At 57.4% G+C, this 19,702-nt stretch carries 16 protein-coding genes; 9 read left to right on the plus strand and 7 right to left on the minus strand.

Translation table 11 applies throughout. The features are described 5' to 3' along the window. Positions 1-44 precede the first annotated feature (44 nt). Positions 45-3,506, minus strand: coding sequence for a methionine synthase (gene metH / locus M7Q83_RS01250; RefSeq protein ID WP_298334539.1), 3,462 nt, complete (start codon positions 3,504-3,506; stop codon positions 45-47). Positions 3,507-3,554: 48 nt separating this feature from the next. Between metH and M7Q83_RS01255 the strand changes: the two genes are divergently transcribed. Together M7Q83_RS01255 and M7Q83_RS01260 are read left to right on the plus strand one after the other, a co-directional pair. Next, complete coding sequence (locus M7Q83_RS01255) at positions 3,555-4,100, plus strand: cob(I)yrinic acid a,c-diamide adenosyltransferase (RefSeq protein WP_298334541.1); 546 nt, start codon at positions 3,555-3,557, stop codon at positions 4,098-4,100. Between the two features lie 50 nt (positions 4,101-4,150). Further along, on the plus strand, positions 4,151-5,515 hold the full coding sequence (locus M7Q83_RS01260) for a leucyl aminopeptidase (RefSeq protein ID WP_298334543.1): 1,365 nt from the start codon (positions 4,151-4,153) through the stop codon (positions 5,513-5,515). Here the strand turns inward: M7Q83_RS01260 and M7Q83_RS01265 are convergent. The 6 genes from M7Q83_RS01265 to M7Q83_RS01290 form a co-directional block, all read right to left on the minus strand. Then, positions 5,484-6,065, minus strand: coding sequence for a hypothetical protein (locus M7Q83_RS01265; protein ID WP_298334545.1), 582 nt, complete (start codon positions 6,063-6,065; stop codon positions 5,484-5,486). The two genes, M7Q83_RS01260 and M7Q83_RS01265, sit on opposite strands and share 32 nt — an antisense overlap. Positions 6,066-6,118: 53 nt before the next feature. Beyond that, positions 6,119-7,699 carry a methylmalonyl-CoA mutase family protein gene (locus M7Q83_RS01270; protein WP_298334547.1) on the minus strand — a complete coding sequence of 527 codons (1,581 nt, stop codon included), beginning with the start codon at positions 7,697-7,699 and terminating at the stop codon, positions 6,119-6,121. A 64-nt stretch (positions 7,700-7,763) separates the two neighbouring features. Next, complete coding sequence (moeB, locus tag M7Q83_RS01275; protein WP_298334549.1) at positions 7,764-8,936, minus strand: molybdopterin-synthase adenylyltransferase MoeB; 1,173 nt, start codon at positions 8,934-8,936, stop codon at positions 7,764-7,766. Between the two features lies 1 nt (position 8,937). Then, a complete protein-coding gene (locus M7Q83_RS01280) occupies positions 8,938-9,540 on the minus strand; it encodes a nitroreductase family protein (protein ID WP_298334551.1) in 603 nt (200 codons plus the stop codon). A 36-nt stretch (positions 9,541-9,576) separates the two neighbouring features. Further along, on the minus strand, positions 9,577-10,743 hold the full coding sequence (locus M7Q83_RS01285; protein ID WP_298334553.1) for a M20 family metallopeptidase: 1,167 nt from the start codon (positions 10,741-10,743) through the stop codon (positions 9,577-9,579). A gap of 28 nt (positions 10,744-10,771) precedes the next feature. Beyond that, positions 10,772-12,541 carry a biotin carboxylase N-terminal domain-containing protein gene (locus M7Q83_RS01290; RefSeq protein WP_298334555.1) on the minus strand — a complete coding sequence of 590 codons (1,770 nt, stop codon included), beginning with the start codon at positions 12,539-12,541 and terminating at the stop codon, positions 10,772-10,774. 109 nt (positions 12,542-12,650) lie between these two features. Between M7Q83_RS01290 and M7Q83_RS01295 the strand changes: the two genes are divergently transcribed. The 7 genes from M7Q83_RS01295 to M7Q83_RS01325 all read left to right on the plus strand — a co-directional run bounded on the left by M7Q83_RS01295 (position 12,651) and on the right by M7Q83_RS01325 (position 19,693). Beyond that, positions 12,651-13,418 carry a biotin--[acetyl-CoA-carboxylase] ligase gene (locus M7Q83_RS01295; protein WP_298334557.1) on the plus strand — a complete coding sequence of 256 codons (768 nt, stop codon included), beginning with the start codon at positions 12,651-12,653 and terminating at the stop codon, positions 13,416-13,418. A gap of 336 nt (positions 13,419-13,754) precedes the next feature. Continuing rightward, positions 13,755-14,894 (plus strand): acyl-CoA dehydrogenase family protein, encoded by a 1,140-nt coding sequence (locus tag M7Q83_RS01300; RefSeq protein ID WP_298334558.1) that lies wholly within the window; start codon positions 13,755-13,757, stop codon positions 14,892-14,894. 8 nt (positions 14,895-14,902) lie between these two features. After that, positions 14,903-15,970, plus strand: coding sequence for a glucose-1-phosphate thymidylyltransferase (locus M7Q83_RS01305; RefSeq protein ID WP_298334560.1), 1,068 nt, complete (start codon positions 14,903-14,905; stop codon positions 15,968-15,970). 41 nt (positions 15,971-16,011) lie between these two features. Beyond that, on the plus strand, positions 16,012-17,025 hold the full coding sequence (gene rfbB / locus M7Q83_RS01310; RefSeq protein WP_298334562.1) for a dTDP-glucose 4,6-dehydratase: 1,014 nt from the start codon (positions 16,012-16,014) through the stop codon (positions 17,023-17,025). Next, complete coding sequence (gene rfbD, locus M7Q83_RS01315; RefSeq protein WP_298334564.1) at positions 17,022-17,888, plus strand: dTDP-4-dehydrorhamnose reductase; 867 nt, start codon at positions 17,022-17,024, stop codon at positions 17,886-17,888. Before rfbB ends, rfbD begins: the two co-directional genes overlap by 4 nt. Beyond that, positions 17,885-18,736 carry a glycosyltransferase family 2 protein gene (locus tag M7Q83_RS01320; protein WP_298334566.1) on the plus strand — a complete coding sequence of 284 codons (852 nt, stop codon included), beginning with the start codon at positions 17,885-17,887 and terminating at the stop codon, positions 18,734-18,736. The genes rfbD and M7Q83_RS01320 overlap by 4 nt, the downstream gene beginning before the upstream one ends. A 168-nt stretch (positions 18,737-18,904) precedes the next feature. After that, positions 18,905-19,693, plus strand: a complete 789-nt coding sequence (locus tag M7Q83_RS01325) for a hypothetical protein (RefSeq protein WP_298334568.1) — start codon at positions 18,905-18,907, stop codon at positions 19,691-19,693. Positions 19,694-19,702 lie beyond the last annotated feature (9 nt).

A 19,702-nucleotide genomic window follows, 5' to 3' on the forward strand; every position in this document is an offset into this window, starting at 1 on the left:
GACCCGATGCAAGAATGGATGCTGTTGTCCTGTCGTGTGATCCCTTATGCGATGAAGTATTTAGCCATGGGGTGATGGGCGATGATGGCGGTGGTTGTCTGTTCGGGATCGAGTTGGAAGTTCTCGGACACCGTCACCCCGATCCGTGAGGCTTCTAAGAGCTGCACCAACTTCTCGTTGTCTTCGAGATTGGGGCACGCCGGGTAGCCCCAGGAGTAGCGCCCACCACGGTAGGCCTGTTTGAAGAGACCGGTTAGTGTTGGTCCGTCTTCGCTGCTGAATCCCCATTCGCGTCGCGCCCGTGCATGCCACAACTCCGCGAGAGCTTCGGTCATTTCAACGCCGAGCCCATGGAGATGCAGGTAATCTTGGTAGCGATTGTCGCGGAAGTATTCTTGGGCCACCTCGCTGACACGTTTACCCATGGTCACTACGTGAAAGGCGACGTAGTCAACTTCTTGCGTTGTACGGGGTCGGTAGAAATCGGCGATGCATAGATGTGGTGCATTTGGCTGCCGCGGGAATTGGAAACGGGTCAATTCGCGATCATGCGCCAAAGGGTCCCATATGATCAGGTCATTGCCCTCAGAGTTGCAGGGGAAGTATCCATAGACGAGCTGGGGAATCAAGATCTGGTCCGTTTTTGCGTGATCGAGTTCTAGCGCGAGTTGCTGGCGAATCCGTTCTTTAAACTCGGCGTCAGATTCTCCCTTTTGGGGTCGATAGCCCCACTGATGACGAAAGAGCGCTGTTTCATTGAGATAGGCGGCGATCTCCTCGAGAGGGACGCCTTTGACCACCCTTGTGCCGAGAAACGGAGGAGCATAGACCGGATTATCCAATGGCACCTCTTCGGAACGAATAGTGCGCTCCACGGAGCGGACGTTCGCCTCGACTCGCATGCGCTTGACGGAAGAAGCTTTGATCTGGCGACCGAATTGGTCGTCAGTGAGTTCACCATGGGAGATTTTGACGAGCTTGTCGAGCACGTCAAGTCCTTCGAAGGCATCTTTACCGTAGAAGACTCTTCCCTGGTAGATCTCGCGTAGATCGCGCTCCACAAATGAACGTGTTAGGGCGGCTCCTCCAAGAATGACGGGGATATGCGCAAGACCCCGTTCATTGAGTTCGAGTAGATTATCTCGCATGACGAGGGTTGATTTGACCAGTAGTCCACTCATGCCTATCGCATCTGCATTCGTCTCAACGGCTTTTTCGATGAGTTCATTGACCGCAACTTTGATACCGAGATTGTGAACACGGAAACCATTGTTTGTCAGGATGATATCCACGAGATTCTTTCCGATATCGTGCACGTCGCCTTTGACGGTAGCAAGTACAATGGTCCCTCGATTAGTGGAGTCCGCGCGATCCATAAAGGGCTCAAGATAGGCGACAGCTTGTTTCATGGTCTCAGCCGAAGCGAGCACAAAAGGTAGCTGCATCTGACCTGAGCCGAAGAGGTCGCCGACCTCGGCCATGGCCGCGAGAAGGATGTCGTTGACGATGGCAAGTGGCGCCAATCCGCCGTCGAGTGCTTGCCGGAGGTCGGTTTCAAGACCGACTCGATTCCCGTCAACGATGCGGCGGTAGAGACGTTCATCGACGGGGAGGGACTCGAGTGGAGGTCCAGTGTCCTTGAGACTTTCTGCGGATTCGAATAAGTCAATCAGGCGCGACAACGGATCATAGTCATCCCGGCGGCGGTCATAGATGAGGTCAAGGCAGACGGTGGTGATCTCTTCGGGAATCTTCGCCAGAGGGATGATTTTTGAAGGGTGTAAAATTGCCATGCTGAGTCCATTGAGCCGACACTCTTCGAGAAAGACGGAGTTCAATACTTCACGGGCCGCGGGCTTCAGGCCAAACGATATATTGGATAAGCCGATGATGGTATGCGATTCAGGAAAGGCCTCAGTGATGAGCCGGATGCCTTCGATGGTGGCTTTGGCATCTTGGCGAGACTCTTCCATCCCGGTCGTAATGGGGAGCACGAGCGGGTCGAAGATGAGATCAGCGGGTTGGAGCCCATACCGATTTATCGCGATAGTGGCGATAGCGGTGGCGGCTTTGAGTTTCCATTCAGGTGTTCGTGCTTGTCCCTCCTCGTCGATGCAGGTCGCCACTACTGCGGCTCCGAAGCGCTGCGCGAGGGTGAGAAATTTGTCGAGACGCGATCCAGGGGCATCGCCCTCTTCGAGGTTCACGGAGTTAAGAATCGTTCTTCCACCGAGATGGGTCAACGCGACTTCGATCACCTCTGCCTCGGTAGAGTCAAGCATGATAGGTAGGGTTGCTGCAGTGGCGAGGCGTGCGCTCAGTTCGCCCATGTTGTGCACACCGTCTTCACCGGTATAGTCAACGCAGAGGTCGATAAGGTGGGCGCCGTCACGAACCTGTTCTTGGGCCATCGCTACACAGGTGTCGTAATCACCTGCAAGGAGAGCCTGGCGAAAGCGTTTCGAACCGTTGGCATTTGTCCGTTCGCCGACGTTCAGAAGGGAGGTGTCCTGACGGAGGGAGACGGGGGAGTACAACGACGCAACCTCGGGTTCTAGGCTTGGGTGGCGTGGTTGTGGTGTGAGATCTCGGCAGGCCTCCACCACCGCCTTAAGGTGGTCAGGCGTGGTGCCACAGCACCCGCCGATAACGTTAACGCCAAAATCGTGCACAAAGCGACGCAGAGAGGTGGCCAGCTGGTCCGGCGTGAGATCGTAGTGCATCTTGCCGTCTTTGACCGATGGGAGTCCAGCGTTGGGTAGACACGAGATTGGTAGCGGGCTGCGCTCTGCCAAATAACGGAGATGCTCACTCATCTCAGTAGGACCGGTGGCGCAGTTGATACCAAAGACGGTCGGTTGCATGGCGCTGAGCGAAGACAGGGCAGCACCGATCTCAGTTCCAGGGAGCATGCGTCCGGTTAGCTCGATCGTCACTTGGAGCTGTAGAGGCAGCGTACGACCCTCACTCTGCATTGCCCGGCGAGCACCGATCATTGCAGCCTTTGCTGAGAGTATGTCATAGACGGTTTCAATCAGCAAGAGGTCAACGCCGCCGGCGATCAAACCTGACGCTTGGGTATGATAGGCCTTCACGAGTGTCTCGAACCCGATCTGTCCGAGCGTCGGGAGTTTGGTCCCTGGACCCATGCTACCAGCAACATAGCGTGGATGGTTGGGCGTTGAGAAGTCGCTGGCCACCTCGACGGCTAAGCGAGCTGCGGTTTCATTGAGCTCGCGCGCCTCCGATGCGAGCCCGTATTCAGCCAAGACTGGCGACAGGGATCCAAAGCTGTCAGTCTCAATTATGTCCACGCCGACCTCCAAGAAGGAAGCATGAAGCTGCTGGATGACCTCTGGCTTTGTGCGCACGAGCACCTCATTACAACCCTCAAGATGTTCGCCACCGAAGTCGTCGGCAGTGAGGTCGCGGAGCTGTAGATTGGTGCCGGTCGCGCCGTCAAAGATGACGATCTGTTCTTGAACCAGCCGGGCGTAGTCGAGCATGTCTAATAGGCTAGTAGGTGCTGAGCTGCGTTTTTCGAAGGGAATGATGTGAAGATCTACACCAAGACAGGGGATAAAGGAACCACTGGATTGCTCTATGGCGGGAGGGTCCCAAAGAATTCACCCCAGGTCGAGCTCAATGGTGCAGTTGATGAAGCGCAGGCCCATCTCGGTCTGGTTCGGGCTCACGCCACCGGGGAACTCGCGTCAATCTGCCGGGACCTCGAACTCGATCTCTGGATACTGATGGCGGAGGTCGCGACGCAAGCTAGTAAACGCGATCATCTCAAACCGGGTACGACGCTGGTGACTCGTGAGATGGTAGCGCACTTAGAGGGACTCATTGACGAGATTTCTCTGCGTTTTCAAGCACCAAAGGAGTTTGTCGTCCCAGGTGAGGGGGTGACCGCAGCGTTTCTGGATGTTGCGCGCACGGTTGTTCGTCGAGCAGAACGACATAGTGTCGCCTTCGTTGAGGAGGCTCCGGACTCACTGGTGCAGATGTACCTGAACAGGCTCTCTGATCTGGTCTGGACGTTGGCGCGATGGAGTGAGGGCGTGTCGCTGACCGCACGAGGAGCTCAGAACGCCTAGGGTGCAAGGGGACAGACTTGTTCGAAAACGTGGACCCCAAGGAGGATGGAGTGAGTTTAAAGACATCGGTTTCGATTGCGCAAAACGCAAGTGTTGGCGCTGTCGATGTTCGTATTGTCGAGGGTGAGCACATAACTCGGATGCAGCCAGCCGTTGTAGACGGTGCACTGCAGTATCACCTCGGCGTCGCCGCTGAGGCAACAGCCGAACAGCTTCGCACTCTGGGGGCGGCGGTGGTCGATGAGGCGTCACGTGCTCATTTTGCTGAGGTAGCGCTGACCCTACCCGCTTTGAACGAGACCCAAATCGAGGAACTTGCCATCGGTATGTTGCTGGCTGGGTATCGTTTCGATACCTATCGAACCCGTGAGGATACCGAATCTTCTGTCTGTACTCAGGTTGTCGTGCTTGGCCACGAAAATGAGGGCGCTGCAGTGGAGCGGGCGTTAGTGATCGCTGAGGCGGTGGCGTTGGCTCGCGATCTCGTGAACGAACCACCATCACGCTTGACCCCGATAGCTTTTGCACGCATGGCGAGCGATGTCGCGGCTCGTTCTGGCCTTGAGATTCGCGTGTGGGATGAGCAGACTTGTGAGGAGGAGCGATTGGGCGGTCTCCTTGGGGTGGCTCGTGGGTCGGTGGAGCCTCCACGTGCCATCAAACTGACCTATCGCCCTCAGCAGACGGGTGGAAAGAAGGTCGGACTCGTAGGGAAGGGCATCACCTTTGACTCGGGCGGCCTCTCACTCAAATCTGGTGAGGGGATGATGACCATGAAAACGGACATGGGTGGCGCCGCCGCAGTGCTCGCCGCGATGTCGACTTTGGGTGCGCTCGGTGTGTCCCATGAGGTCAATGGTTATCTCATGATGACTGAGAATATGCCCTCCGGCAGTGCCCAAAAGCCCGGTGATGTGTTGGTTACGCGTTCGGGACGTACGATTGAAGTCTTGAACACCGATGCCGAGGGACGCCTCGTCTTGGCTGATGGCCTGACGCTTGCCCTGGAGGACGGCAACGATGAGATCGTCGATATCGCGACACTCACCGGCGCTTGTGTCGTCGCATTAGGTGAAGAGGTCGCAGGATTGATGGGCAACGACGAGTCGCTTCTCGATGCACTTCATGCCGCTGGAGCAGCAGCTGTGGAGCCAAACTGGCGACTTCCTCTCCCGTCGAGCTACGAGAAGTTGATCGCCTCGGAGGTGGCGGATATGAAGAACATTGGCAAGCGCGGTGGTGGTGCCATCGCTGCGGCTCTTCTTCTCCAGCGTTTCGTCCCAGACGCGCGGTGGGCACACCTCGATATTGCCGGACCCTCGCGAGCCGAGGCCGATCACGGCTGGATACGGGCAGGAGCGACAGGATTTGGTGTAGTGACCTTCATCCGCTGGTTACAGGGTGTGCACGACTAGAGGTCGTGGAACGTTCAGGTGGGTAGCCGAGTCGAAGGAGTTGGTCGCTGATCTCGTCGTCCGTTGCACCTAGGTTGGCGAGTGTGGCGGTGAGTTGGTGTAGTCGACCTCTCCGTTCGGTCTCGTTGCGATAACGTTGGAGCTCAGGCTGCGCATGAGCGACCACTTGGAGGCTCTCTGGCAGTCGTTTCAGCTGTCGGCTGCTCAGAGGAGGTAGTTCACGTGGCACCTCGATGAGCCCTGGAATGAGTTCACGGAGCACGCGGAAATCGCAGCAACGATCGATACTGCGGTCCAGCAGCGAACCTCGGTGTGGGGTATAGCCAAGTCCGAGCGATCGAGCGAGCTCCTCGGTGGAGGTTCTGACCTGTCTTGCCTCTCCGATCAGCAGGTCGAGGCGCTGCAAGAGGACAATGCAGGATGGACCAAGTATCGGCAGCCAGAGCAGCTGCACATACTCTGATGTGATCGGCCACCACTGCTCTTGGCGGTGTGGGACCTCCCAACGGCACACAGTGAGGAATGCTGGACGTGGACCATCCTGACCCATAACGACCCTCCTTAGTCTTCTCGTAACTCAGTTTAGCATAGAATACATCAAAATCAAATAGGAGAAAAAGTTCCAAATATCTCGCGCAACGTATCGGCGACCTCGCCCAGGGTGGCCCGCGCCGCTAAGGCACGCTTCATCGGGTAACAGACGTTGTCGGTGCCGAGAGCGGCCACTCTGAGTTCGGCGAGTGCCCGATCGACCGCCCCTTGATCACGGCGGCGTCGCAACTCGCGGATCTCCTGTATCTGCTGTCTCTGTAGCGCTGGATCAATCGGGAAGACCTCTGGACTCATCTCCTGCTCATCGACGAAGCGGTTTACCCCAACGATCACTTTTTCGCCAGCATCAACGGCCTTTGTGTAGGCATAGGCGGCACGCTCGATCTCCTGTTGGATATATCCACTTTCGATGGCGGCGACCGCGCCACCACGTCCATCGATCTCCTCGAGGTAATCGCGAGCCTTTGCTTCGAGCGAACTGGTGAGCGACTCGACGTAGTAGGAGCCCGCGAGTGGATCGACCGTGTCAGTGACCCCGGTCTCATAGGCGATCACTTGCTGCGTCCTGAGCGCGAGTTTGGCGGCCTTTTCGGTTGGCAATCCCAGGGCCTCGTCGTAGCCATTGGTGTGCAGCGACTGCGTGCCTCCGAGGGCGGCTGCTAACGCTTGGACTGAGACTCGCACGAGGTTCACCTCTGGCTGCTGTGCTGTCAGGGTTGAGCCGCCGGTCTGGGTGTGGAAACGCATGAGCAAGGATCGTGGATCTTGAGCATGGAAGCGTTCTTGCATGATATGGGCCCAGAGCCGTCGGGCAGCCCGAAACTTGGCAACCTCCTCGAAGAGATTGTTATGGGCATTCCAGAAGAAGCTGAGTCGTGGCGCAAAATCATCGACTGCCAATCCAGCGGCCAGGGCGGCTTCGACATAGGCGATGCCGTTGGCAATGGTGAAGGCAAGCTCTTGTGCTGCCGTGGAGCCCGCTTCACGGATGTGATAGCCCGAGATGGAGATGGTATTAAAGTGGGGAAGTTCCCGTTGGCAGTAAGCGAAGATGTCCGTGATGATGCGCATGCTTGGACGGGGAGGGTAGATGTAGGTGCCGCGAGCGGCATATTCTTTCAGAATATCATTTTGGATCGTCCCCCCAATGGCAGAGGGATCGACGTTGTTCTCCTCGGCGACTAGCTGGTAGAGCAGCAGCAGGGTGGAAGCGGTGGCGTTGATGGTCATGGAGGTGGTGACTTTGTCGAGTGGAATTCCCTGCAAAAGTCGATGCATGTCCTCGATGGAGGAGATTGCCACGCCGACTCGACCTACCTCTCCATCGGCTCGTGGGTGATCGGCGTCATAACCCATCTGTGTCGGCAGATCGAAGGCACAAGAAAGCCCGGTTTGGCCGTTGGCGAGCAGGAATCGAAAGCGTTCGTTAGTGGCCTCAGCTGTCCCAAAACCGGCATACTGTCGCATGGTCCAGTTGCGTTGGCGATACATCTCGGGATATATCCCACGGGTGAACGGGAAGGTGCCTGGATCACCGAGATCCCTCGCATAGTTCACCGTGGTGTTCTCGGGAGAATAGAAGGGTTCGATGGGTATCTCAGAGTCGGTCTGTCTTGTGGTCACCCTTGCCATCCTACTTGTATCATCTGTGATCGAGTTTGGTTGATGAAGAGTTTGATGGTCGGGCGTCTGGAGGCTATACCACCTTCATGTTCGGGTGATTGACCAGGCCGGATGGTCGGCCTCCGCAGCTTGGACAATTGGGATTACGCTCAAGACGGTAGGTGTGTAACGATTGGGTCAACGCGTCGTAGGTGAGTAGGCGCCCAACGAGTGTCTCACCGATCCCGAGTAGGAGCTTGAGCGTCTCTGCGGCCTGGAGAGAACCGATGATGCCCGGAAGTACGCCCAAGACGCCCGCTTCAGAACAGGAAGGTGCGAGTTCGCTCGGAGGGGGGGTCGGTTGGAAGCATCGATAGCAAGGTCCTTGTGGTGGCGCAAAGATGGTGACCTGACCCTCGAAGCGATAGATGGAGCCGTGCACCACTGGAAGGTGTGCAGCGATCGCTGCATCGTTGATCAGGTAGCGTGTCGCAAAGTTATCGGTACCATCGACGACCAGATCGTAGTCAGCGATGATAGAGGCGATATTCGTTGCATCGAGACGACAGTCATAGGTGATGACGTCGATATCAGGGTTCAGGGCACGGACAGCCGCACTCGCGGAGTCGACCTTACGTTTGCCAATCGAATCTGTGGTATGAATGATCTGACGCTGGAGGTTCGACAGATCGACCTCGTCCATGTCGAGAATGCCAAGGGTTCCCACCCCCGCTGCAGCGAGGTATAGGATGATCGGCGACCCGAGGCCCCCGGCTCCTAACAGCAGGACCTTGGAGTTGAGCAACTTCTTTTGGCCCTCTTCACCGACCTCCGGTAGTAGGAGGTGGCGATGGTAACGACGGCGCTGCGCATCACCGAGCCGTTGCGGCACCTGCCAGAGCCCCCCCTGGTTCTTCCATGCTTCAAAACCCCCAGAGAGTGACGAGACGTTCGTGTAACCGAGTTGCCCCAATGAATGCGCAGCGAGGATACTGCGCACGCCTGCGGCGCAGTACACCACGATTGGGGTCCTCTTGTCCGGAATAACCGTCTCGATCTGCAATTCTAGGTTACCACGGGGTAGCAGAATACTTCCGGGGATGGTGCCCTGGCTGAACTCCTCGGGCTCGCGTACATCGAGAAGAACCCAACCATCACCGAGCCTCGTCTGCAGCGTTACGGCCTCGACTTCGCTGATCTGCGCTCGTGCATTCGCCAGTAGCTCGCGAAAGTTAGACATAGAGCGTATATTGCCTCCCTCGATCATGCTACCACTGCTCGAAATGCATCAGCGTCTCCGTTGACCGGCGCTGGCGACGACTCGGTGAGCCCGTGAGACGAGGGTTGCTGGGGTGTCCAATGCAAAGAATGCCAAGCGGATGGAGCCCGTCAGGTAGCGCTAACAGTTTGCGCAGCTCCTCAGCGCCGTAGTAGATGCCCATGAAGCTTGCACCGAGACCAAGATCCACGACCTTTAGCAACAGTTGCATGGTGGCAAAACTTGCATCAACTAGCCAATAAGGCTGGGGCCAACCGTCCTCGGTCGCCATGCCAGATTGCGCTTTGTCGGGTTCCGCGTATCGTGCGAGATAGGCCTGCTGGTTGATGATTGGGAAGATCAGGACTTGGCTGTGACGCAGTCCTTGGTGGCTGGCAGCGTTCGTCAACCAGTCTTGCGTGGTGATCAGTTCCAGGATGGTACGAATGCGTTGAGGGTCTCGTACGATTACCAACTCGGTACCCTGGGTGAAGCCAGCCGAAGGCGCACGAAGCGCCGCCTCGCAAAGGGCGTTGACCTCCTCGATAGGGACGGGTTCGTCAGTGAAGGAGCGGTGCATCCGCCGCCGTCGCAGTACCGCGTCGAACTCCATTCTTAGAGGCCTCGTGAAGAGCACACTTGGCGTCGCCTATCGGCAAGGGTGAGAGAGGAGTCGTTCTCTGGTGTCGTGAGTGAGCGCGGCGGTCATCGCTGTCATAGCCAGCGCCATGCCTCCTTCAAACATTGCTCTGTCTGCCTCCGGCGACTTCGCCGCCTCAGTGAACTCGGGTTGGTGGTTGACGGCTGGCCATGAGTTGATGTTGATCAGAGGATGAATGGTAGCGACTTCGAGTGAGATGTTACCCATATCGGTGGAGGCCGATAGTGGTTGTTGGTCGGTCTGAAAGGTACGGCCAACTTGGGTGGCTTCCTCCACATAGATCGTGGCTAACTCCTCATCGGTTACCAGATGCGAGTAGGTGGGTCCGCGGTCGGTGATGGTGCAGGTGGCACCAGTGGCCAAGGCTCCAGCCTCAAAGCAGCGGTCGACACGAGGGGCGAGATGTGCAAGCTCCTCAAGCGTTGCAGAGCGGGTCAGAAATTCCCCCTCAACGAGAGACGGAATGATGTTTGGTGCATCTCCCCCCTTTGTGATGATACCGTGGATGCGGTCATCGGCCAGGATGTGTTGACGGAGAAGCCCGATGGAGGTCTGGGCGATCGTCATCGCGTCGAGTGCGTTAATACCAAGCTGAGGTGCGGCCGCAGCGTGGGAGTCTCGCCCCTGGTAGGTGACGAGGAAGTGACGCGCTGCTTGTACATGCATTCGGTCAGCCTCCATTGGCGCCGGATGCAGCATCATGGCTAGGTGCGTACCGGTGAAGATCCCCTGTTCGAGGAGGATGATCTTGCCACCACCGCCCTCCTCGGCAGGAGTTCCAATGACGCGCAGCGTGATTCCGAGATCATCGACGAGGTCCACGAGTGAGGTGGCAGCGAGGAAGGCACTGGCTGCGATGATATTGTGACCACAGGCGTGTCCGATCTGGGGAAGTGCATCGTATTCGGCGCAGATAGTTACGATAAGGTCACCACTGCCGGCCTCAGCGATGACGGCGGTGTCGAGACCACCGACACCTTTCGTGGCTGTGAACCCAGATGTGCTGAGCTCATTGGTGAGCCAGGTGGCGGCCTTCTCTTCGTGAAATGCCAATTCAGGGTTTGCGTGAATACGATGTGAGAGGTCGTAAGCTCGACCATAGTTGCGTTCCGCTGCCGATCGAATTGCCTTGCGTTCGTTGTCTCCGTGTGACATAGTGTTCCTTCCGCAACTGGAGTGGTGATTAGGCGATGGTGGCGACCACGTCGCCAGTACCTACGGTGTCGCCAGGCTTCACTCTGATCTCGCTGACGGTTCCTGCGCGCTCAGCGAGGATTGAGTTCTCCATCTTCATCGCCTCGAGCACGATTACTGTGTCCCCAACATTGACCTCTTGGCCTACTTGCACCGCTATCTTCACGACGGTGCCTTGCATGGGCACAGTGACGGCTCCAGATCCACCTCCTACCTTCGACGCAGCTCCCTGTGTGCGGGCTGCTCGTGGGGAAGGGGTGTCACGGCGCGGAGATGGCGTGTTCGTTGGGACCGGTGCGACCAGTTCGGACAGGAAGAGCTTGACTGCAACCCGTTTGCCATTGACCTCGGCTACGACCTCGGTCGGCGTGGTGGTCTCCTCGGTGGCGGTGGTACTGGGTGGAGCTGTCAGCCCACTTAAGTCCAACCGATCCTCAACCCACTTGGTGGAATGTTGCGCCGCGTGGAAGTCTGGGTGCTCGAGAATGGCCAGATCAGCAGGGATGGTAGTCGTGACTCCCTCTAGCTTGGTCTCACGGAGGGCGCGGATGGCCTTAGCGATCGCCCGTTCACGATCAGGTGCCCAGACCACCAATTTCGCGATGAGATTGTCGTAGTATTGGCTCACTGCGTCTCCCGCTTCATAGCCGGCGTCGGTGCGAACGCCAGGGCCGTCGGCGCGCTCGAAGCGCGTGATGGGGCCCGGAGAGGGGACGAAACGACCCCCCGCCGGGTCTTCAGCGTTCAAACGGATCTCGATGGCATGGCCGTTATGGCTGATCTGGTCTTGGGAGAGCGGGAGACGCTCTCCTGCAGCGATACGAAGCTGGAGCTCCACTAGGTCGAGACCGGTTACCGCTTCGGTGATGGGGTGCTCAACCTGGAGACGAGTATTCATCTCGAGAAAGTAAAATGCGCCATCTTGGTAAAGAAACTCGACCGTTCCGGCGTTGCGGTAGCCGCATGCGCGAGCGACCTTGACGGCAGCCTCGCCCATCTTGGATCGAATGTCATCAGGAAAATCTGGAGCAGGCGACTCCTCGATCAGCTTCTGATGCCGCCGTTGGCACGAACAATCGCGCTCGCCGAGCCACAGGATCGTATCATGGGCATCCCCAATGATCTGCATCTCCACATGGCGGGGCCAAGTGAGGTACCGTTCGACGTAACACTCGTCACGCCCAAAAGCACCAAGTGCTTCTCGTTGAGCCGAGGCTAAAGCCTCGGCCGCCTCGGCGGCAGAGTGAACGACTCGCATGCCTCGACCACCTCCGCCATAGGCTGCCTTGATCGCTAAGGGCCAACCGTGGTTCTCGCCAAAGGCGACGATCTCATCGGCGCTTGTGAGGACCTCCGTGGTGCCAGGTACACCGGCGACGCCGGCTGCTGTCGCGGCAATACGAGAAGAGATCTTGTCTCCCATGATCTCGATGGCCTCTGGCGGTGGACCAACGAACACAACACCGGTGCTTTCGATGGCCCTAGCGAAGTCGGTGTTTTCACTGAAGAAGCCATAGCCAGGATGCACGGCTTGGGCGCCTGAACGTTGAATAATCTCCAAGATGCGTTCGGTGTTTAGGTAGCTATCTCGAACGGTCGTGCCGGGCAGATTGTAGGCTTCGTCGGCGTAACGGACGTGCATGGCGTCGCGATCGGCATCGGAATAGACAGCGATCGTCTTGATGCCCATCTCCTTGGCTGTCCGGATTACGCGAACCGCGATCTCTCCTCGGTTCGCTATTAGTAACCGCTCAAACACCTGCGTCACCTTTCTTGCTTGCTTCGATGTCGCCGTCACCGGCGCCGCTCTCCGAGGCTATGCCCGTCGAGGAAGCTTGGCTCGACCCTGTCCTCTAAGGTGCTGAGTCATGATCAGCACTGCCCCATGGCGCATAATCCTACTTGATGAGACCGACTCTACGAATCGCACCCTTTCAAACCTCTTTGCACGGGTCAGTACCCAGCGTCTGGTCGTCGTGGCAGATCATCAACGGGCCGGCCGCGGCAGACGAGGTCGTGCTTTTCATGATCTTCCGAGAAGTGCCCTTGCCTGCTCGGTATTGATAGAGTTGCCTCGGCGTGCTGAGGTCAATCTCCTTCCGATGGCCGTCGGTAATGCGATCGTCTTTGCGATTCGGGGCCTCGGGGTCGTGGGGGTGACCTTGAAGTGGCCCAATGATCTGATGGTAGGGGAAGCCAAGCTCGGAGGGATGTTGATCGATGGCATCTTCGATGGCTCGTCCCATCAGGTGGTCATTGGTCTTGGCGTGAACCTCACGGCCACCCCAACGCTAGAGGATGCTCGCAACCTTTGCTGTCTCAACGAGCTGATTGAAGGCACACCGGCGAAGGATTTCTTCTCGCTGCGCGATTCCCTCCTCATGCGGTTCCTGGAGGAACTCGATGACCAACTGTCACAGCTCCTTCATGGCCACACCGAGCTCCTTCTCCAAACCTACCGGTGCTGCTTGTCAACGCTGGGCCGTCAGGTACAAATTCAGTACCCAGACGAGATGGTGGTAGGATTAGCCGAAGATGTCGATCAGGAGGGTTGTTTGCTTGTCAGAACTGCGACCGGTCGGGTTGCTGTTCATGTTGGTGATATCGAACATCTTGGAGTGGTGAATGATCGATAGCGTCTCGTCGGGGTTGTGCTCGCGTAGTAGATCCACATCTAAGTTGGCATGGCTTGATGTATGGGGGACCGTGGCATTGGGTCATTTGGGTACCAGAACGCATCGGGATAGCCCTAGCAGTGGCTGTGGATGCAGCAATGATGGCAGATAGCGCGTGTTTGGAGGGGGCCCCCACGGCACCCCGGTCGAGGTGGTCACGATGATCGACCTGGACGGAGGAGTTGTCGCTTGGCGTAGTGTCTTGGCGAGGGACGCGAGAGCGCTCTTGTGCGTTGGCACGGTTACCTGGTAGAAATGTGGCGTTGAGATTGGTGAGGATTGGACGAGGAGGTCGATATGTCAGTCGAGTTCGGTGAGGAACACGAAGCACTTCGTAAGGTGGTAGCTGATTTTGTGGATGCTGAGGTGCTGCCAAATGCTCTCGGCTGGGACGAACGTAGTGAGTTCCCTCTTGCACAGGTGCTCCAGCTTGGGGAGCTTGGACTGTTCGGGATGATCTTTCCCGAGAGCTACGGAGGGGGAGGAGGCGACTTCACCTCACTATGCATCGCGGTCGAAGAGCTCGCCAAAGGCGACTCCTCCCTGGCTATCACCCTCTCTGCTGGTGTTGGACTCGGTGCGAATCCGATCTACGAGTTTGGCAATGAGGAACAAAAGCAGCGATGGTTGCCCGATCTTTGCGCTGGGAAAACGCTCGGTGGTTTTGGCCTGACAGAGCCCGACGGGGGATCCGATGCGGGAGCCACCCGCACAAGGGTCGAGCGCCAGGGCGAGCGATTCCTACTCAATGGGGCCAAAGCCTATATCACCAACTCAGGGACCCCGATCACGTCATTGGTGACCGTGACAGCCCGAGGAGAGGACGGGGTCTCGGCGTTCATCATTCCTACAGGGACACCGGGCTTTACGGTTGAACCTGCCTACAGGAAGCTCGGTTGGCACGCATCAGATACGCATCCGTTGAGTTTGGTCGATGTGGAGGTTGGTCCCGAGTCCTTACTCGGTGAGGTAGGTCGTGGGTTTGCGCAGTTTCTTGCCATTCTCGATGATGGGCGGATCTCCATCGCGGCACTCGCACTGGGACTAGCTGAGGCCTGTCTTCGAGAGTCGCTTGCCTATGCAGCGAATCGCAACGCTTTTGGAGGGCCAATCTCGCGGTATCAGGCGATCTCCTTTAAGTGCGCCGACATGGAGGTCGCTGTCGAAGCCTCGAGGCTGTTGGTCTACCGCGCGGCGTGGCTCAAGGATCACGGGCGGCCCTTCAAGAGAGAGGCGGCGATTGCGAAGCTCTATGCTACCGAGGCTGCGGTGTCGGTGGCCAGAGAGGCGACCCAAATCTTTGGAGGGGCAGGGTTCATCGAGGAGTCTCCTGTGGCACGCTACTATCGTGACGCCAAGATACTCGAGATTGGCGAAGGAACATCTGAGGTGCAGCGTCTTGTGATCGCCCGTTCGCTCGGTCTACCAACCTCTTAGGGGACCAGATGAAGGCGCTCATCCTTGCCGGAGGATCCGGGACTCGACTCCGCCCGCTGACACATACCGCCTCCAAGCAGCTGGTACCGATCGCGAACAAACCCATCCTCTTCTACGGCCTCGAAGCGATCGCTGCGTGCGGCATTACCGATGTAGGGATTGTCGTGGGACACACGGCCAGCGAGGTCAAGGCCGCCGTTGGAGACGGCTCGGCTTTTGGTTTGAAGGCGACCTATCTTCCACAGGATGCGCCGCGCGGGCTTGCTCACGCTGTTCTCATAGCCAAGGATTTCCTCGGCGATGAGGATTTTGTCATGTACCTTGGCGACAATTTTCTTGTCGGTGGCATCACCGACATTGTGCACGGGTTCACCATTCGAGACGCCGCAACAGCGGCGAGGATCTTGCTGGCGCGCGTTCCAGATCCTCGAAAGTTTGGCGTAGCCGAGGTCGCCAAGGACGGTTCGGTGCTGCGTCTCGTGGAGAAACCTGATCATCCCCCCTCCGATCTTGCCCTGGTTGGGGTCTACCTCTTCGATGCTCGTATTCATGAGGCAGTTGCTCAGATCGCGCCCTCCGCGAGGGGGGAACTTGAGATCACTGACGCCATCAGCTGGCTGATCGATCATGATCTCGGGGTGAACTCATCGATGGTGGAGGGGTACTGGAAGGACTTGGGGGATCCTGAGGCGCTGCTCGACGGCAACAGGATTGCGCTGATGGCGATTCGACCGTCAATCGCGGGTGAGGTGATCGACTCTAAGATCGAGGGCCCGGTGGTCGTCGAGGCAGGAGCGAAGGTCGTCGACTCGATCGTTCGTGGCCCCGCCATCATTGGGCGCGATGTTGTTCTGCAGTCCAGTTACGTTGGTCCCTTCTCGTCCATTGGGGATCGATGTGCGATACTCTCATCCGAAGTGATGAACTCCATTATTCTCAGCGACTCTACGGTTGACACTGTCGGCGCAATCGAAGGTTCGGTGATCGGGAAGTTTGCCAAGATTTGTCACCGCAGTGAACGGCCCAGCGCTACCAAGCTCATCGTAGGCGATCACGCTCGGGTGGAGTTGCTATAGTCTGTGCTCGCAACGTTTCCCTACCATGAAAGGCGAGGGCAGTGAAACTACTGGTCACCGGAGGCGCAGGATTTATCGGCTCGAATTTCACGCGGTACTGGTCAACGGCCTATCCAGACGATGATATTGTCGTACTCGATGCGCTCACCTATGCGGGCTGTCGCGAGTCACTAACAGATCTGGGCGATCGCATCAGCTTTGTTCATGGCGATATCGGTAACACCGACCACGTGGTGGAGGTGCTTGATCGCTACACCGTCGATGTGGTGGTGAACTTTGCCGCCGAATCTCATAACTCGCTGGCCATCATCGATCCCGAGCGCTTCTTTCGCACGAATGTCACCGGGACGGTTGGTCTCCTTGAGGCTGCTCGGGCCTACGGGGGGCTGACACGGTTTCATCATGTTTCGACCTGCGAGGTGTATGGGGATCTTGATCTTGATGCCCAGGATGCATTTACGGAGGAGTCGCCCTATCGTCCGCGCACCCCGTATAACGCATCCAAGGCCGCGGCAGATCACGCGGTTCGGGCCTATGCGCTGACGTATGGCTTGCCGATCAGCATCACCAACTGCGCCAATAACTATGGACCCTACCAATTCCCGGAAAAATTGATCCCCCTCTTTACTGCGCTAGCCTTGCAGGATCAACCACTGCCCCTCTATGCTTCGAAGGATAACCGACGAGAGTGGATCCACGTGCTCGATCACGCGAGAGCCATCGATTTGGTGATTCACACGGGGCAACCAGGGGAGACCTATCATGTTGGTACAGGTGACGAATATTCGATCGAGGAGATCGCTGATCGGATTCTTGTTGAACTAGGCAAACCCGATACACTCAAGACGACGGTTCCTGATCGCCCCTCGCATGACCGCCGTTATCTGTTAGACTCCTCCAAGATTCGCAATGAGCTTGGTTTCACACCGTCCATCCGCTTCGACCAAGGGATCAGCGAAACGATCCAATGGTACCGTGGCAATGAGGCCTGGTGGCGTCCATTGATGGGTCGTGCCCCGGTCCAGGAGTCGGCAGCCTGGCAGTCTCGATCGTGAGTCAGCTGCGCTTTGTGGTTTTCGGAAGTAATGGACAACTGGGTCAGCGACTCGCGAGAAGGCTTCGCGAACTCGATCTCCCCGTTGAGGTCTTCGCCTTTACCTCTGCTGACATCGATGTACGTCAGCGCGCTACCGTTAATGAGGTCATCCGGTCACTTCGACCTGATTGGGTGGTGAATGCTGCCGCTTTCACTGCCGTCGATCGATGTGAACGAGAGCCCGAGCTCGCGTTTGGTGTCAACGCGCTGGCGCTTCGCTGGCAGGTAGAGGCTGCCGACGCCGTGGGTGCTCGGGTTTGTAACTTCTCAACCGATTATGTCTTCAATGGCCAGTCGGTTGAACCCTACCGCGAATGGGATCGTGTCGACCCCCTTGGTGTCTATGGCCGTAGCAAGCTCGGAGGTGAGTGCGAGCTGCGTGTTGGGACTGATCTCAATATTCGAACCGCCTGGCTGATGAGCGCATCGGCCGGCAATATTGCATCTACCGTTGTCCGACTTGCCAAGGAGGGCTCAGTCCTCCGATTTGTCGGTGATCAAGTCGGTTCCCCGACTGTCGCAGACGATTTAAGCGAGGCAAGCATTCAATTGATGCTGAGTGCGTGCACCGGCAACTTTCATGTCGTCAATGGCGGTACCGCATCGTGGTATGAAGTGGTGCGCTGGATCCTCACCTCGCTCGGACGGGATCTTGACCAGGTGGTGGAGATCACCGCTGCCTCTGTTGCTGACCGATATCCAGCCCCCCGTCCTGCTTACTCAGTGCTTGCAACGGCAACCTACAGTGCTGCGCTTGGGCGTGCAACCGATGATTGGCATGATGCGATAGAACGAGTCGTTCGAGAGCTTGATCTTCAGTGAAGACCACCGTTGCCGCCATCATCGTTCTCTATCGTTCAGGCTCGACTGATCGCCTTGTCGAGGAGCTTGCAGCCCAAGGTGTTGGCACCATTGTCCTGATCGATAACGGCGCAACGGAACCTGGTGAATGGACATTCACCTTTGCTAGCTGTGTTGTTCGTAGGGTCGCATTTGGTCAGAACCTTGGTTATGGATTGGCTGTTAATCGAGGTCTCGCGATGATCGAGGAATCGATGGTGTTGGTTATGAATCCAGATGTGACCGTACACGCCGGAGCGGTCGATGCGCTTGTCGCCACTGCGGCATCGAGTGCCGCTGTGGGCGCTGTAGGGCCGAAGGTTCTGGATCGTGATGGTGGCCGTTATCCTTCATTTCGACGCTTTCCATCACTCTGGCAATCGATCCGCCATGGTGCGATTGGCTGGCTCGTCCCAGAGAGTGCTGCTACACGCTCGTATCGTATGAGCGATCTCGATCCAAGTACGGCCGTGACCGTGCCCTGGATCTCAGGAGCTTGCCTGTTATGTCCCACTGACGTGGTCCGCGGGATTGGTGGCTTCGATCCGAAATACCATCTGTACTTGGAAGATGTCGACCTCTGTCGCCGAATGGCACTCGCTGGCTACCAGATTGTCTACGAACCTCTCGCAGTGGTGACCCACGTGGGCGGTGCATCGAGTAGTCAGCGGCGGTTAGGAGCTGTCGTTGAGCATCATCGGTCAATGGCGACGTATGCCTCTTTGGAGCAGCGCTCAACCCTGGCATTGTTCGCGGTGGAGATGGGGATTGGACTACGTTGCGTTCTGAGCGTGATGCGGACGATCATCACGGGTACGGTGCGCAACTGAGGGATGCAAACGGGTTAGCCATGCGTCGTGCAACCCGTGCAGCGCCATGTTTGACTTTGGCCTAGCGTTTGCGATGAACTCGAGCTGTGGGTGGTTCACGGGTTTCTCGGGCAAGTCTCGCCATCTTCGGTCCTGGACGGGCCACAAAGACGGTAGCCTTAACCTGTTATGGCAAGCAAAGAGAGCGCTCGAAGAGTTGCAAGAGCACAAGCTTCAGGCCGTGGAGCAAAAGTTCGACGGCAGATTCCAGTGGGGTTCTATTCCGCGCTGACAGTTATTGTGGTCGCTGGTGTCGCAGTGGTCGGCTATTCAAAGTACGAGATCGATCACCCGACGTCAGCGACAACCGCGGCCGATCAGCCGGTGATTGGGACGACATGGCACACGGCTATCGGATTTGATGCCTGCGGCAAGTATTTGCCGGTACTGGCTAAGACGACTGATGTGAAAAGTGGCATCACGTCACTAGGAGATGGTGTCCTGACGGTTGCACCAAAGTCGAAGTCCGAAGAGGGGGCCAATGCCACGTTGGCGTTACTTCCCAAGGCGATTCGTGGGTTGAGTGTAGCAAAGGATGGATTCACGCTACCCGGAGGCAAATCGGTGAGCGCCACCGCGGGTTGCAGTGGCAAGTCTGCTACTTTTGGTATTTACGTCTGGTCTTCGCTCCTGGCCACGAAGCCCGTGGTTTATCGAAGTCTTGCGCAGGTGCGTCTCGCAAACGATGAAGTGATCACTCTTGGCGTGCTACCCAAGGGCACGACTCCTCCTCAACCTCCGACAGCAGCGAATCTTGCATCGGTTGGGTCGAGTACGACCACATCGAATTCCACGACCACATCGAAGTCCACGAGCACGTCGAAGTCCACGAGCACGTCGAAGTCCACGACCACATCGAAGTCCACGAGCACGTCGAAGTCCAAGACCACATCGAAGTCCACGAGCAGTACTAAGTAGCAGGAGGGG

This window comes from Ferrimicrobium sp., assembly GCF_027364955.1.
Lineage (GTDB): Bacteria > Actinomycetota > Acidimicrobiia > Acidimicrobiales > Acidimicrobiaceae > Ferrimicrobium.

Coding starts and splice junctions, on each gene's coding strand:
- metH (WP_298334539.1), bottom strand. CDS start 3,506: ATGCTCGACTACGCCCGGCTGGTTCAAGAACAGATCGTCATCTTTGAC.
- M7Q83_RS01265 (WP_298334545.1), bottom strand. CDS start 6,065: ATGGGTCAGGATGGTCCACGTCCAGCATTCCTCACTGTGTGCCGTTGG.
- M7Q83_RS01270 (WP_298334547.1), bottom strand. CDS start 7,699: ATGGCAAGGGTGACCACAAGACAGACCGACTCTGAGATACCCATCGAA.
- moeB (WP_298334549.1), bottom strand. CDS start 8,936: ATGATCGAGGGAGGCAATATACGCTCTATGTCTAACTTTCGCGAGCTA.
- M7Q83_RS01280 (WP_298334551.1), bottom strand. CDS start 9,540: ATGGAGTTCGACGCGGTACTGCGACGGCGGCGGATGCACCGCTCCTTC.
- M7Q83_RS01285 (WP_298334553.1), bottom strand. CDS start 10,743: ATGTCACACGGAGACAACGAACGCAAGGCAATTCGATCGGCAGCGGAA.
- M7Q83_RS01295 (WP_298334557.1), top strand. CDS start 12,651: ATGATCAGCACTGCCCCATGGCGCATAATCCTACTTGATGAGACCGAC.
- M7Q83_RS01300 (WP_298334558.1), top strand. CDS start 13,755: ATGTCAGTCGAGTTCGGTGAGGAACACGAAGCACTTCGTAAGGTGGTA.
- M7Q83_RS01305 (WP_298334560.1), top strand. CDS start 14,903: ATGAAGGCGCTCATCCTTGCCGGAGGATCCGGGACTCGACTCCGCCCG.
- M7Q83_RS01325 (WP_298334568.1), top strand. CDS start 18,905: ATGGCAAGCAAAGAGAGCGCTCGAAGAGTTGCAAGAGCACAAGCTTCA.